The organism is Paenibacillus koleovorans NBRC 103111, assembly GCF_004000845.1.
Classification (GTDB): Bacteria; Bacillota; Bacilli; order Paenibacillales; family NBRC-103111; genus Paenibacillus_AA; species Paenibacillus_AA koleovorans.
In genome coordinates, this window is sequence record NZ_BIMA01000085.1 from 18,172 (window position 1) to 31,362 (window position 13,191).

Consider the following 13,191-nt stretch of genomic DNA (forward strand, 5'->3'; position numbering starts at 1 on the left):
TCCCGCCGCTATCGCGAGGGACTCCTTTTTTGCTATTACCGCGCATTCTGCAGCTGCCTCGAGTCCTTGAACTGGAGCTCGAACAGCCGGTGATAGTACCCCTTCAGCGCTAGCAGCTGATAATGGTTGCCGATCTCGCGCACCTTGCCCTTATGCATGACGATAATCTGGTCCGCGTGCTGGATCGTGGACAACCGATGAGCGACGATGAGCGTCGTCCGGTTGCGCGAGATCGTCCGAAGCGCATCCTGCACGACGAGCTCGGTCTCGGTGTCGATGTTCGACGTCGCTTCGTCGAGAATCAAGATCTCGGGCTTGAACACGATCGCGCGGGCGAAAGACAGCAGCTGCCGCTGGCCGAGCGACAAGTTCACGCCGCGCTCGCCGAGCGGCGTCGCGAAGCCGCGCGGCTGCTGTTCGATAAACGGCGTCATGTTCACCATCCGCGCCGCTTCCTTCACTTGCTCGTCGGTGATCGACGCTTCGTTCAGCCGGATGTTCGAGGCGATGTCGCCGGTGAACAGGAACACGTCCTGCTGAACGATGCTGACCGTCCGACGCAACTGCTCCAGCGGAATGTCCCGGATATCGATGCCGTCCAGCTTGATGCTGCCCTTCTGAATATCGTAGAAGCGGTTGATGAGCTGGATGATCGAGCTTTTCCCCGCCCCGGTCGCCCCGACGAACGCGATCGTCTGGCCCGGCTCGATGCGGAAGCAGACGTCCCGCAGCACCCATTCGCCTTCATTGTAGGCGAACCAGACGTTCTCGAAGACGATCTCGCCGCGCGAACCGCCGGTAGGCAATGGCTTCGTCTTCTCGGCGTCGTAGATCGTGGGCTTTTCGCCCAGCATATCGAAGATCCGCTCGGCGCCGACCATAGCGGTCTGAATTTGGTTGTATTTCTCCGCCAAGCTCATGAGCGGATTGAAGAACTGCCGCACATAGTGCGTGAAGGCGTACACGATACCGAAGGTAATCGTGCCGTCCAGGACGCTTCCGCCCCCATACCAGATAAGCATGGCGATCGCGAGGTTGCCGACGAACCCGATAGCAGGCTGGAAAATCGAGTTGATCACAGTGCTGCGGATCCCGGCCTTGTAATACTGCTGGTTGATATCTTCGAACTGCTCGAGCTGCCGCTGCTCGCGGATGAACAGCTGCGTGATGCGGATGCCGGACAAGTTCTCAGCCAGGAAAGAGTTGAGCCGCGAGAGAAGGATCCGCATGTTCCGCTGCGCTTCCCGGACGACCATTCGGTACCAGAAGGTCAAGGCGAACAAGATCGGCATCACGACCAGCATCAGCAGCGTTAAGCGAGTGTTCATCTGGAACATGATGACGAGAATCCCGATTAGTACGATCATGTCTTTAACCAGATTGACGACGACTTGAGAATACAGCTGGTTGAGCGACTCCGTATCCTGCGTAACCCGTACGACCAGTCGGCCCACTGGATTGCGGTCGAAGTAGGTCGACGACATGCGGCTCAAATGCTCGAACAGCTGCTGCCGCAAGCGGAAAATAATATGCTGCCCGGTATACTGCAGCAAGTTCGTCTGCAAGTAATTCAGGATGGAGCCGACCACGACGGCGCCTAGAAACAGCGCGCCCAAGAGCAGGAAACCGTTCACATCGCGCTCATGGAACGAGTCGATCGTGTCTTCGCTCAGCGCCGCAGCAGGGAAGCTCAGGCCGTCCACAGAGACAGCCGGCTGACCGCCGGTCTGCGCCAGTGCAGCCGGTTGCTCCGGCTTATCCGGCAGCCAGCCGCCTGTCATCAAATAGGCTCCACCGTCAATTTCGACGATCTGTGCCGGCACCAAGCCGGATGGAAGCTCGGAAGGCAGCTCTCCGGGCTTCAGCCGGACATACGCCTGCCCCTCCACTTCAAACGGTTTACCGTATGGCTCCAAAGCTCCAACATCCGCCGCCGGCGCCGTCAGCATCGGCCGATTCAAGCCGTTGATATGATCGTCGATCGCCACCTTGATGATATAAGGCCGCGCCAAGTCCGTCACAACGATCAGGAACGCCATGAAAATACATAGCATAACCATTTTCCAATGCGGTTTAACATAAGAAAGCATTTTCCGCATCAGCTGCGAATCTTTGATCGCAACCAACTGCTTTTCCGAGTGAATGCTCATCCGATCTTCCCCCCATGCGACACCGCGTCGTCCGGCATATGCTCGTGAAACTCATGCACCTCAGCTGCTTCATCCAGCAGCTGCTTGTGGTACATATCGGCATACAGCCCGTTCTGAGCCAAAAGCGATTCATGCGTGCCGCGCTCGGCAATCTCCCCTTCTTCCAGCACGATGATCTGATCGGCCGCTTTGACGGAAGAGATCCGGTGTCCGATGATAACCGTCGTCCGATCCTTCATGATGCTGTTCAATCCCTCGAGAATGCGGTCTTCGGTCTCGGTATCTACAGCCGACAAGCTATCGTCGAAAATTAGCACTGCCGGCTTCTTGATAATGGCCCTCGCGATACTGACCCGTTGGCGCTGACCCCCGGACAGCGAGATGCCGCGTTCCCCGAGAGCCGTATCGAATTGGTTCGGAAATTCGATGATGTTTTCGTACACTTGCGCGATTTTGGCCGCCTCTTCGACTTCCAAGTGTTCATAAGGCTTCGGATCGAAGCTGATGTTGTCGCGAATTGTGGACGAGAACAGAAACTGATCCTGCGGGACCATGCCGATATCTCGGCGGAGCACCTTCAGCGGGATCTCGTGGATGTCCCGGCCGTCGATGAGAATGGTGCCCGCCGGCGGGTTATACAGCCGCACAAGCAAGTTGATCAGCGTGCTTTTCCCGCTGCCTACCCGGCCCACAATGGCCAGCGAGCTGCCTTTCGGGACGTCGAGCGAGATGTTCTTAAGCGCCAAAACATGAGCCTCCGGGTAACGGAATGACAGATTGCGAATCTGAATGGCGCCGTCCAACTGCTCGATGCTCATGTCCGCTTGTTTGTCATCGGCTACATCCGGCTGCGTGTTGAGAATTTCAAGAATGCGGCTCTCCGAGGCGCGTCCCCGCTGCATGGAATTGACTACCTTGCCCAAGTTCTCGATCGGGCCCATCAGCAAGGAGAGATACGTGTTGAAGGCAACGAATTCGCCGAGCGTAATCGACCGTTTCAGGACAAGAATTCCCCCGAATACGACCGACACGAGGAAGCTGATTCCTACGACAGCCGAGCTCAAGGCGCCGAAGAGCGAGTTCGTCCGCACGAGCCGCCGGTTCATCTTTACCGCATTCTCGTTGTCCTGGCGGAATAAGCGCGTCTGCTCCTTTTCTTGCACGAACGCCTTCACAACCCGGATTCCAGCCACAAATTCCTGCACACGGCTCGTCAAATCGCCGATCGTCTCCTGCACATCGACCGATTCGCGTTGAATCCGCTTGTTGAACCGATAGGCGAGCAGGCTTAGCAGCGGCAGCGGCAGCATCGTCACGAGCGTGAGGATCGGGCTGACCGTCGTCACCATCGCCACGACCGTAATCGTGATCAGGAAGGCGGCTTCCAGCGTGTTGAAAATCCCTTGCATGGTCAGCTCTCGGATGACGCTGACATCGCTGATCGCGTGCGACATCAGATCGCCGATTCGCTTGTTCTTGAAATATTGGGCCGAGAGCGTCTCCCAATGGCGGAACAAGTCGTCGCGGATTTTTTTGTCCAGGACGCGCGACAGCCGGAACAAGTAAATGCGCGAGGTCGAGCGGAATAAAGCGATGCCGAACCCGGCCGCGATCATCCACAAAGCGATGTTTACCGCTCCGCTGTAGGTGAGCTGCGACTTTTCCAACTGGTCGGTAAATTTCCCCAGGAGGTTCGGAATAATGAGCTGAAGTAAGCAAGAAATGGACAATAATGCAAAGCCGAAAAGATAAGAAAATCTATAGTGTTTAATATGCCCCATGATGAAGCTTTTTCTGGCCACTCCGTGTTCCCCCTTGGCTGGATGAATCCTCTAAAGTAAGATTACATGCAGCCACATGAAGAAACCATGGATTTATGCGCTCAAAAGAATGGACTATCTTATCATGTATTAATCAAGGCTTCCCTTAATTTTCCCCGTTCGTTCCGCTAAGTGACGGTAGCGAAATATGTTGATAGCCATACCCTATGTAGTGGAAATATAAAGCAGCGAGATTCTAGACCGTCATATCGGCCGAAACCGCCATATATTCATTTTGTCGACGCCACCGGGTATCATTTTCACGAGCTCGGCCCAATCCGGATGCCCCGCGAGCTTCCGTTTGTCCAGAAACATTTTGTATCGATCCGTCGTTTCGATGGTCCATATTTCCAAAAACAAACCTTCCTGATCCTCCGCCTCAAGCAGCTCCAGCCCTGGAATCCGCGTCCTTATGCGGTCCATGAGCAAGATGTATGGTTCCCTGCATTCCGGGTACACTTTATACTCAACGAAAACTTTAAACAAGCCGGTCCACCTCATCATGTTTAATTTATAGGGAAGAACGTGATACAATCATTTTAACACTGATCGGTTCAGTCATGTTAGGAGGAGACATCTGTTGGACACTGGTACACATCTAGTCGTAGGTCTGGGGCTGGCTGGGTTGGCTTATATCGATCCTGTCGTCGCTTCGGATACTTCAACCGCAACCGCAGTGCTGATCGGAACCGTCGCCGGCTCGCAAATTCCCGACTCGGACGGTATTCTCCGGCTGAAGGGAAACGCCGCTTACATTCGCAACCATCGGGGCAAATCCCATTCCTTACCGGCGATCGCCATATGGACGACGCTTCTCACCTTAGTGTTGTCCCTTATGTTCCATAGCGCTTCTATCCTGCACATCGGGCTATGGGTCTTTATCGCCGTAGCGTTCCACGTCTTCACGGACTTGTTCAATGCCTACGGTACCCAAGCGTTCCGACCGTTTACGGAGAAGTGGATTTCCTGGAACATCATTCATATTTTTGATCCGATCTTGTTCACCGGCCACGTCTTCGCGATATGCTTGTGGACGCTGCGTCTGGCGCCGCCGGAAGTCATTTTCCCGTCGCTGTACTCGCTCATGGCCGTGTATTATGTGTGGCGGACAACCGCTCACTGGCTAGTAGGACGCAAGGTGAAGCTGCAAGACATCCATTACCATCCGGCCCATCAGTATGCGATCATCCCGACGATCCATCTATACGTGTGGAATATCGTCAAATCGAAGGGCAACGGGCACTACTCCCTTGGCGAGTTCAAAAACGGCGAGCTGCGCTGGATCGACGATGTAGATTGTATGAGCCATGAAGCGATCGAAGCATCCCGCCAGCATCCGGACGTCAGCGCCTTCCTGTACTTTACCCGGCACGCCTGCTCGGAGATGAAGGAGCACTCATGGGGCTACGAGGTGCGCTGGATCGACGTCCGCTACCGGCATCGCAAGCAGTATCCGTTTGTAGCCGTATTGCTCATGGACAAAGATTTCCGCGTGATGGATTCGTACGTCGGTTGGTTGAATGAAGGCCGAGTAGAGAAAAAACTAAAAATCAACGCCTATTGACGGTTGCCGTTTGGGGCCGTTTTCTTTTTGCGTGGCGCACCAAAAAAAGCTCAAGGATCAGCTGCTCCTCGAGCTTGGGGTATTCTTATGTGTTGGGTGACGTTTCTAAAGGGAGCTGCTGCCCGCGAGCACTTGCTCGGCGGCTTGAACGAGACGTTTCGTAATGTAACCGCCGATCGAACCGGTATCGCGGCTGGTCATATTGCCATAGTAACCGTCAGCGGGTAGCACGATCCCCAATTCCTGTGCAACTTCGAACTTCATCCGATCAATGGCTTGGGCGGATTGCGGGACAACAAGCTGATTGCTTTTGCGAGATTGACTTGCCATGACTAAGAGCACTCCTTTCAATCTGCGTCTGTGATGGGTTTGCAAGCTTGCAAGCTTATTATGTTTCAGGGCGGCGGGAATATGCACATTCGTGTTAAAATAGTCCCGTAGCTGCATCTCGTTCTCAAATGTGCTCAAGGAGGCAAGTTTCATCCCATGAACCGTTCCCTGGCTCTAGTATTCGCTGTTGTAACCGTCGCCCTGCTCTGCGGCGTCAGCTTTTCCATCTCCTACAGCCCGCTCCTCGCCGTCTTGTTCGGGGTCGCCGCCTTTCTGTTCATGGGCTACGGCTTCGCGCTCAGCGCACGTATGCGGCGGCAGCGCAAATAAAAACCGCAAGAGCGGCGTTCATTCGCTCTTGCGGTTTTTTGCTGCTATGGCAGCACGAAGCCCATACGTGCCTTCACTTCGCGCAGCGTCTTGTCGGCGATCGCCGACGCCTGCTCCGCACCCGAGCGAAGCGCCGCTTCCAGCTCGCCGGACGAGCGGATGTCGCGGTAGCGCTGCTGGATGGGCTCCAGCGTGGCTACGACAGCTTCGGCCAAGTCTTTTTTGAACGGTCCGTAGCCCTGGCCTTCGTAACGAGCCTCGATCTGCTGGATCGATAGGTCGGAGCAGCTCGCGTAAATACTCATCAAGTTCGAAATTTCCGGCTTGGCCGCCAGATCGTATTTCACTTCGCGGCCCGAGTCCGTTACCGAACGGCTCAGCTTTTTGCGGATGACATCCGGTCCATCCAGCATCGCGATATAGCTGCCCGCGTTCGGGTTGCTCTTGCTCATCTTCTTGGACGCATCGTCAAGCGACATGATTCTGGCGCCTACCTTCGGGATGAACGGCTCCGGGATCGGGAACGTCTCGCCGAAGCGTTGATTGAATCGATTCGCCAGATCGCGCGTCAGCTCGAGATGCTGCTTCTGGTCGTCGCCGACCGGGACCAGGTTCGTGCCGTAGAGCAATATATCCGCGGCCATAAGCGAAGGATATGTGAAGAGGCCCGCGCCGATCGACTCTTTGCCGCTCGACTTGTCCTTGAACTGCGTCATCCGCTCCAGCTCGCCCATATAGGTCAGCGTCGTGAGCAGCCAGCCCAGCTCGGCATGCGCCCTTACATGCGACTGCAAGAAAATGTTGGACTTCGTCGGATCGAGCCCCGAAGCGAGGAACAAGGCGGTGACCGACTCGGTCTGTTCCTTCAATGCCGCGGGTTCCTGAGGCACCGTAATGGCATGCAAGTCAACGACCATGAAGAAACAATCATGCTCCTCTTGCAGAAGCACGTAGTTGCGAAGCGCTCCGATGTAATTGCCCAAGGTCAACTGCCCGCTAGGCTGGATGCCGGATAGTACACGTTTCATATGCATTACCTCCAGAGGCTTGTAGTGGAAAAATAAAAAGCCCCTCGTCGCAAGGGACGAGAGGCCGTGGTACCACCCTAATTTGTTTCCAGGACGCACCGCATACATACTAACGGATAAGCAGCCATAGAAAACCTGATGCCCCGATAACGGAGAGCTTCCGTTCCGCCTACTGCCTGCGTCGATAACGAAGGGTTCGGCTTCAGGCTTCAGGATCCATTCGGGCAGCTCACCGCACCGGCTCACACCGCCGCCGGCTCTCTGTAACGGTTACACGCTCCCTACTCTTTCCTGTCATCGCCAAGTATTAAGCGTATACCTTAGCGGGTTTCACGGTGAAGAGTTACTCGCTTCAGGCGTGGGCAAAATTTCTTCATCTCAATACGCTGAGGATGAGTTTTCTTGTTCTTAGTAGTCGTATAGTTACGGTCGCCCGTCTCTGTGCATGCCAAAGTAACGATAACGCGCATCGGTACACACCTCCTTTTCGTGCTTCGAACGATATTTCTTATAGAAATCGCATAAGTACTATAATAACAGCCCCGAAGCTTGGCGTCAAATAAAGATTCGCGTTGAACCCGCATGCCAAAATAAGTATATTGATAAAGGAAACGATCCCATTCGGAAAACGCGAATAAGAACGGAGAAAAGAGCCATGTCTACAGAAGAACACCGTAAGGAAGCACCCTCGTCGGTGCGCTGCATGATCATCACCGTTTCTGACACCAGGAACGAAGAAACCGACAAAAGCGGCCAATTGATGAAGCGGCTGTTGGAGGAGAACGGCTACGTCATCGCCGACTACAAGATCGTGAAGGATGAATACGCCAGGATACAGTCGCTCATTCGTACCGCGTCGGAATCGCCTTCGATCGAAGCCGTTCTGCTTAACGGCGGAACCGGAATCGCGCTACGAGACACTACATACGAAGCGGTAAGGGATGTGCTTGACAAAGAAATGCCGGGCTTCGGCGAAATATTCCGCTACCTCAGCTTCGCGGAAGACATTGGGCCCGCGGCGATCTTGAGCCGTGCGGTGGCCGGCGTTTGCGGGAACACCGCCGTCTTCTCGATGCCCGGCTCCTCCGGAGCGGTCAAGCTGGCGATGACCCACATTGTCATCCCGGAGCTGCGGCATGTCATGAGGGAAATATACAAAGATCGGAAAGGCTGAGGACCTTCACTGGCATTTCCGGCACAACGTGTCCTATCGACAGGCTTTGGCGCATACTTTAGAAGTGTTCGATTCCTTCTAGAGGGAGAATGCCCATGTCATCGACACATCGCTGGAGCGTAACGATTGCAGCCGGACTCGCCTGCGTCTGGCTGCTTACTCTTATAAGCTTGAACCGTAACTGGCCGGACTTCTCGTTCATGACCGCATTGGATTGGTCCTCCTTCAAGCTCCTCTTCATCGGTATACTATTGGAGGCCGTCCCGTTCATGCTGCTTGGGGTCACCGTCTCCGCCTTTCTGCATCTTACTGTGACCGAAGAAATGGTGCGACGCTGGATTCCGAAAAAGCCGATCCCGGGCATCTTGTTCGCCTGCTCGCTCGGATTGCTATTTCCTTTATGCGAGTGCGGGATGATTCCGATCGTGAGACGGTTGATGCGCAAAGGAATGCCGGCCTATATCGCTGTCGTTTTCATTCTGGTGGGACCGATTTTGAATCCGGTCGTTTTCGCTTCCACTTATATCGCTTTCCGCACAGAACCAGTTCTGGCGTACGCCCGCATGGGACTCGCCTTCCTGGTTGCCTTGGGCATCGGCCTTTTGCTGCACCGGTTTGTCCGAACGAATCCGCTTCGATATCATGCAACCCAACTGTCTGCATCCACGGCTCTTTCTTCCCAGCTTACCTTCTCCTCATCCCAACCGTATTTAGAGAGAGGGTCCTCCCTCCTGGCTCATGCATCCGACGAGTTTTTTGAAATGGGCAAATATTTGATTCTCGGGGCAGCGATGACCGCCTGGATTCAGACTGCGTTTTCTCCGGAAAGTCTGTTTTCCATCGGCCAAGGGGCTTGGAGCTCGCATCTGTTCATGATGGGGTTGGCCTACATGCTTTCCCTCTGCTCCACATCCGACGCTTTTGTCGTTTCCGCATTCGACGCCACCTTCTTGAAAGGCTCGCTGCTCACCTTCCTCGTGTTCGGACCGATGCTCGATTTCAAAAACACCCTTATGCTCCTGGCCGTCTTCCGCACCAAGTTCGTACTGCTCCTGTCTCTCCTGGTTATCGGTTTTGTTTTGACTGGCTCCAAGCTGCTCGAGCTGTATTTCGGATTGTAACAAACCCATACGCGAGAAGGGAGAGTAACCAAAATGCCCGAACGTCCGCACATATGGGTGCATGCTTTCCTCAGGGCCGGTATTTTGTTGGGTTTCTCCATCCTGATTGCAGCTCTCGCCAAAACGGATGCGCTTCCCTTATACCTGGAGCCTTATATGATAGCCTTGGTCGAATTGGCCGGGGTGGGACTTTTCATCGTAGGATTGTTTCAATTAAGAATCTCGTACCGTCAGTTCCATCAGCCTGCTGCGATCGATTGCGATTGCGGCGATGAGTCGCATGATCATGATCATACCCCTTCCCAATCCCCGTTCCGACACGCATTCATCTACGGGTTATTCTTGATCCCTCTTGCCTTTGGGTTGCTTCATTTGTAATCGTTCTGTGAAAGAAGAGTGACAGGCGAAAGGCGGATACGGTACAATGAAGCGTATGCTTTTTTGTCGGAACATGTCCACGAATTCGTCTATGAAGGAGATCCCCTCACTATGTCGATAGTTACAGGCACTTGGCAAGGAGTGCCGGCTGTTACGCTGGAGAACGACTTTTTTGCCGCTACGCTGCTACCCACGATTGGGAGCAACATGATCCGGATGTGGGATAAAGTGGCGGAGCGCGAGATTCTGCGCGTCCCGGACACCCTGGCGTCCATTCAGGAGCAGCCAGGTCATTATGGCATTCCCATGATGATGCCGCCGAACCGAATTCGCCACGGGGCGTTCGAGTTCGAAGGAAGACCTTATCAGCTCGCGATCAATACCCCCGTCGGCCATCACATCCATGGCATTCTTCGCACTCGCCCTTGGATAGTAGTTCATACAAGCGACATCGACGGCAAGCAGACCATCACGACGCAATTCCGGACAACCGACTTCCCGGAGCTGGCCGACCAATACCCGCATGATTTGACGATGAATGTTACCTATACTTTGTCTGAACATGGCTTGTACCAGGAAATCGAGTCCACCAACCACAGCGAGCTGTCGGCTCCGTTTGGGTTCGGGGTTCACACTTGGTTCCGCATTGACGGCGAGCCTGGCAAATGGACGTTCCAGTTGCCGGTAGAATCGATTTGGGAGCTGGATGCCGACGCGATGCCCACAGGCAACCTTCTTCCATTAACTGCGCTGTTTAGCGCCATGTGCGACAAAGGGATCAATCTGGAAGGCTCTACGCTGGATACCGTATTCCAGATCGGAGCGAATCCGGTCGATTCCGTCCTGTCCAAGTCCGACTATACGATTCGTTACAGCGCGTCGGAGGACTTCAAACAGTGGGTAATTTATACCAAGGGAGCCGCGCAAGACACAATTTGCATCGAGCCTTACACATGGGTGACGAATGCGCCGAATTTGCCGCTAGATCCTTCCGTAACCGGTATGAGCGCTCTCGCTCCAGGCGAGACTCGCAAGCTGTGGATCGACCTGCAAATCTCTCGTTCATAGATCGAACTTGTTATTATCCTACCTCATAAAGGAGCGTTACCAAGCCAAATGACTGCACAAAGCAACGCTACGGTATTCGGAACCGTATTTATCGATTGCAAAGGCTTCCCCTTCCAGGCATACATCCCAACGGGACGCAATTTAGGCCGCATTCAATTCGTCCATGGCGGGGTAGGCCGCAATATCGCCGAGAATATCGGCAACATGAAGCTGCCGGTACGGCTCGTTTCCTCCGTCGACGCTACAGGTCTCGGCCAAGAAGTGCTGGACCGTCTCGAAGCGTGTGGTGTAGATACTTCTTATATGGCGAAAGCGGATGAAGCGGGAATGGGTATGTGGATGGCCGTCCTGGATGAATACGGTGATTTGGCGGGTTCGATTTCGCAAATGCCGGACTTGACGGCGATGGAGGGGACACTGACGAATCAAGGAGACGCGATCGTGCGGTCATCTTCGCATATTTTGCTTGAGGTGGATTTGAACGAGGAGCTTTCTTCGGAGGTCATGCGTCTGGCAGCCAAGCATAACAAACCGGTTTACGGCATTCCTGGGAACTTGGACATCGTGCTGAAAAAGCCGGAGCTGCTCTCTCGAATGGCTTGCTTCATCTGCAACCATGTCGAAGCCGAGCGTCTGCTGGGCCGATCCTACATCGATCTCGACAATAACGGTCGACTCGAAGCCATTCGCGCACTTGCGCAGAAGCTGCAGCTTCCCCAGCTCGTCATTACGCTTGGCGCCGAAGGCTCCGTCTACTATGACAAGACTACGAACGAATGCGGAGCCCAAGACATTTACCCGGTTTCCGTTGTCGATTCCAGCGGCGCGGGAGATGCGTTTTTCTCCGGCACCGTAGCCGGTCTCATGCAAGGGCTTAGCCTCCGCAACGCCGTTGTCTACGGGACGAAAGTCGCCGGATGGACCATCGAATCGCAAGAAAACAACTGCAAGACACTGCACGACAAACTGCAACACGACAGCCTCATCCGCTCACTCACCGTTCCTGTCCAAGTCTAAGCGCAACCGTTCAACCAACCCTTGTACTACCGCTGCCGTCTCTTTCATCAGGGGGCGGTAGTTTTCTTTTTCCACCAGTGTCAGAAACGAATCCGCCGCATTGAGTACTTGCGCCTTGTATTCAGGAATCGCGATGCGATAGCTTTCTTGCTCACGATATGCGCGTTCCTCCGCTTGCTCGACCATCACCCACTCGATCTCATTCTCCTCAGGCAGCAGCCGCGTACGGAACCCAATCGCCCGGCACTCCGGATCGCCGCAGCCGCAGACAAAAAACGGGATGGACCGCCACTCGTCGATCGGCGCCCAGCGATTCGGCTCTGTGGACTCGAAACAGCTAATTAGTAGCGCCGGCAACCCCACATCCACGCACATTGCCTCTTCGACCACCGTCTCTCCCTCGATCTCCACCAGTACATCCGCCTGGATAATTTGCAAATCCTTGTCCAGCTTCATGCCGGAAAATTGCAGTCGAAACATACGCCCCACCCTTCCTGTTCGTTCCATTATAGCAGACTGCCGAGGGTGGTTACATTTACCAATCGCGAGCAATGAGTAAGATTTCCCAGTATGTCCATAATACGTATCAACAGGAGGTGATTGCATATGGCAGCCAGACAACCACAGATGACGAAGCAAAGCCGCTCGAGCAACAGTTTGGTCGTTCCGCAAGCAATGGCGGCGCTGGATCAAATGAAGTACGAAGTCGCGCAAGAGCTGGGTATCCAGATCCCGGCGGACGGGTACATGGGCTACATGACTACACGCGAGGCCGGATTGATCGGGGGTAACATCACACGCCGGCTTATCCAAATGGCCGAAATGCAAATCAGCGGAAGCAGCCAGTTCCGTTAGTTCCGTTAAGCACTCGCTCCCAAGCAGTCCGCACCCCGGGCTGCTTTTTTTTGGCCGATCCCCGGCCTCCTTTGGTCCATTATCCCCTTTGCTCAGCCACGTCACAAGCCTCGTAGCTCATTGATGCATCATCACTTCATCACAGCCTCGTCGCCTCCTTGCCCCACTATCACATCTACTCAGTCAATCAACAAGCAGCGGAGCAGTCTCCAGCCAAACTAACTCCCTCCGACACATGTTCCCTTCACTCCCTTGTGCTCTCTATCTCTCTATGCCTCTCTGCTCTCTCTGCTCTCTCTGCTCTCTCTGCTCTCTCTGCTCTCTCTGCTCTCTCTGCTCTCTCTGCTCTCTCTGCT

At 54.4% G+C, this 13,191-nt stretch carries 15 protein-coding genes; 8 read left to right on the plus strand and 7 right to left on the minus strand.

The window, feature by feature from the left end:
* Positions 1–35: 35 nt before the first annotated feature.
* The 3 genes from PKO02S_RS23145 to PKO02S_RS23155 all read right to left on the minus strand — a co-directional run bounded on the left by PKO02S_RS23145 (position 36) and on the right by PKO02S_RS23155 (position 4,456).
* Complete coding sequence (locus PKO02S_RS23145) at positions 36–2,150, minus strand: ABC transporter ATP-binding protein (RefSeq protein ID WP_127586633.1); 2,115 nt, start codon at positions 2,148–2,150, stop codon at positions 36–38.
* Positions 2,147–3,931 carry an ABC transporter ATP-binding protein gene (locus PKO02S_RS23150; protein WP_127586659.1) on the minus strand — a complete coding sequence of 595 codons (1,785 nt, stop codon included), beginning with the start codon at positions 3,929–3,931 and terminating at the stop codon, positions 2,147–2,149. The genes PKO02S_RS23145 and PKO02S_RS23150 overlap by 4 nt, the downstream gene beginning before the upstream one ends.
* A gap of 243 nt (positions 3,932–4,174) precedes the next feature.
* On the minus strand, positions 4,175–4,456 hold the full coding sequence (locus PKO02S_RS23155) for a hypothetical protein (RefSeq protein WP_127586635.1): 282 nt from the start codon (positions 4,454–4,456) through the stop codon (positions 4,175–4,177).
* A gap of 94 nt (positions 4,457–4,550) precedes the next feature.
* On the opposite strand from PKO02S_RS23155, the gene PKO02S_RS23160 reads away from it, so the two are divergent.
* Positions 4,551–5,534, plus strand: coding sequence for a metal-dependent hydrolase (locus tag PKO02S_RS23160; RefSeq protein WP_127586637.1), 984 nt, complete (start codon positions 4,551–4,553; stop codon positions 5,532–5,534).
* 105 nt (positions 5,535–5,639) lie between these two features.
* Here PKO02S_RS23160 and PKO02S_RS23165 read toward each other — a convergent pair whose 3' ends face one another.
* A complete protein-coding gene (locus PKO02S_RS23165; RefSeq protein ID WP_127586639.1) occupies positions 5,640–5,864 on the minus strand; it encodes an alpha/beta-type small acid-soluble spore protein in 225 nt (74 codons plus the stop codon).
* A gap of 156 nt (positions 5,865–6,020) precedes the next feature.
* On the opposite strand from PKO02S_RS23165, the gene PKO02S_RS32530 reads away from it, so the two are divergent.
* Positions 6,021–6,194 carry a DUF5325 family protein gene (locus PKO02S_RS32530; protein WP_164821624.1) on the plus strand — a complete coding sequence of 58 codons (174 nt, stop codon included), beginning with the start codon at positions 6,021–6,023 and terminating at the stop codon, positions 6,192–6,194.
* A gap of 44 nt (positions 6,195–6,238) precedes the next feature.
* Here the strand turns inward: PKO02S_RS32530 and trpS are convergent, their stop codons facing one another.
* Positions 6,239–7,222, minus strand: coding sequence for a tryptophan--tRNA ligase (gene trpS, locus PKO02S_RS23170; protein ID WP_127586641.1), 984 nt, complete (start codon positions 7,220–7,222; stop codon positions 6,239–6,241).
* Between the two features lie 320 nt (positions 7,223–7,542).
* Positions 7,543–7,692, minus strand: coding sequence for a 50S ribosomal protein L33 (gene rpmG, locus PKO02S_RS23175; RefSeq protein WP_127586643.1), 150 nt, complete (start codon positions 7,690–7,692; stop codon positions 7,543–7,545).
* 185 nt (positions 7,693–7,877) lie between these two features.
* Here rpmG and PKO02S_RS23180 point away from each other — a divergent pair, with 185 nt between their 5' ends.
* From PKO02S_RS23180 to PKO02S_RS23200, 5 genes are all read left to right on the plus strand, one after another.
* Positions 7,878–8,396: a MogA/MoaB family molybdenum cofactor biosynthesis protein gene (locus PKO02S_RS23180; RefSeq protein ID WP_127586644.1), complete on the plus strand. Its 519-nt coding sequence runs from the start codon at positions 7,878–7,880 to the stop codon at positions 8,394–8,396.
* 95 nt (positions 8,397–8,491) lie between these two features.
* Positions 8,492–9,517: a permease gene (locus tag PKO02S_RS23185; RefSeq protein ID WP_127586646.1), complete on the plus strand. Its 1,026-nt coding sequence runs from the start codon at positions 8,492–8,494 to the stop codon at positions 9,515–9,517.
* Positions 9,518–9,550: 33 nt separating this feature from the next.
* On the plus strand, positions 9,551–9,895 hold the full coding sequence (locus tag PKO02S_RS23190; protein WP_127586648.1) for a DUF1980 domain-containing protein: 345 nt from the start codon (positions 9,551–9,553) through the stop codon (positions 9,893–9,895).
* A 111-nt stretch (positions 9,896–10,006) separates the two neighbouring features.
* The gene (locus PKO02S_RS23195) at positions 10,007–10,963 is read left to right on the plus strand and encodes an aldose 1-epimerase (RefSeq protein ID WP_127586650.1); all 957 of its coding nucleotides are present in this window, start codon (positions 10,007–10,009) and stop codon (positions 10,961–10,963) included.
* Between the two features lie 48 nt (positions 10,964–11,011).
* Positions 11,012–11,980 (plus strand): carbohydrate kinase family protein, encoded by a 969-nt coding sequence (locus PKO02S_RS23200; RefSeq protein ID WP_127586652.1) that lies wholly within the window; start codon positions 11,012–11,014, stop codon positions 11,978–11,980.
* Here the strand turns inward: PKO02S_RS23200 and PKO02S_RS23205 are convergent.
* Entirely contained in the window at positions 11,954–12,460 is a 507-nt protein-coding gene (locus PKO02S_RS23205) for a hypothetical protein (protein ID WP_127586654.1), read from the minus strand. The genes PKO02S_RS23200 and PKO02S_RS23205 overlap by 27 nt on opposite strands.
* A 126-nt stretch (positions 12,461–12,586) precedes the next feature.
* Here PKO02S_RS23205 and PKO02S_RS23210 point away from each other — a divergent pair, with 126 nt between their 5' ends.
* Positions 12,587–12,835, plus strand: a complete 249-nt coding sequence (locus PKO02S_RS23210) for an alpha/beta-type small acid-soluble spore protein (RefSeq protein ID WP_281280455.1) — start codon at positions 12,587–12,589, stop codon at positions 12,833–12,835.
* The last annotated feature ends 356 nt before the right edge of the window (positions 12,836–13,191 follow it).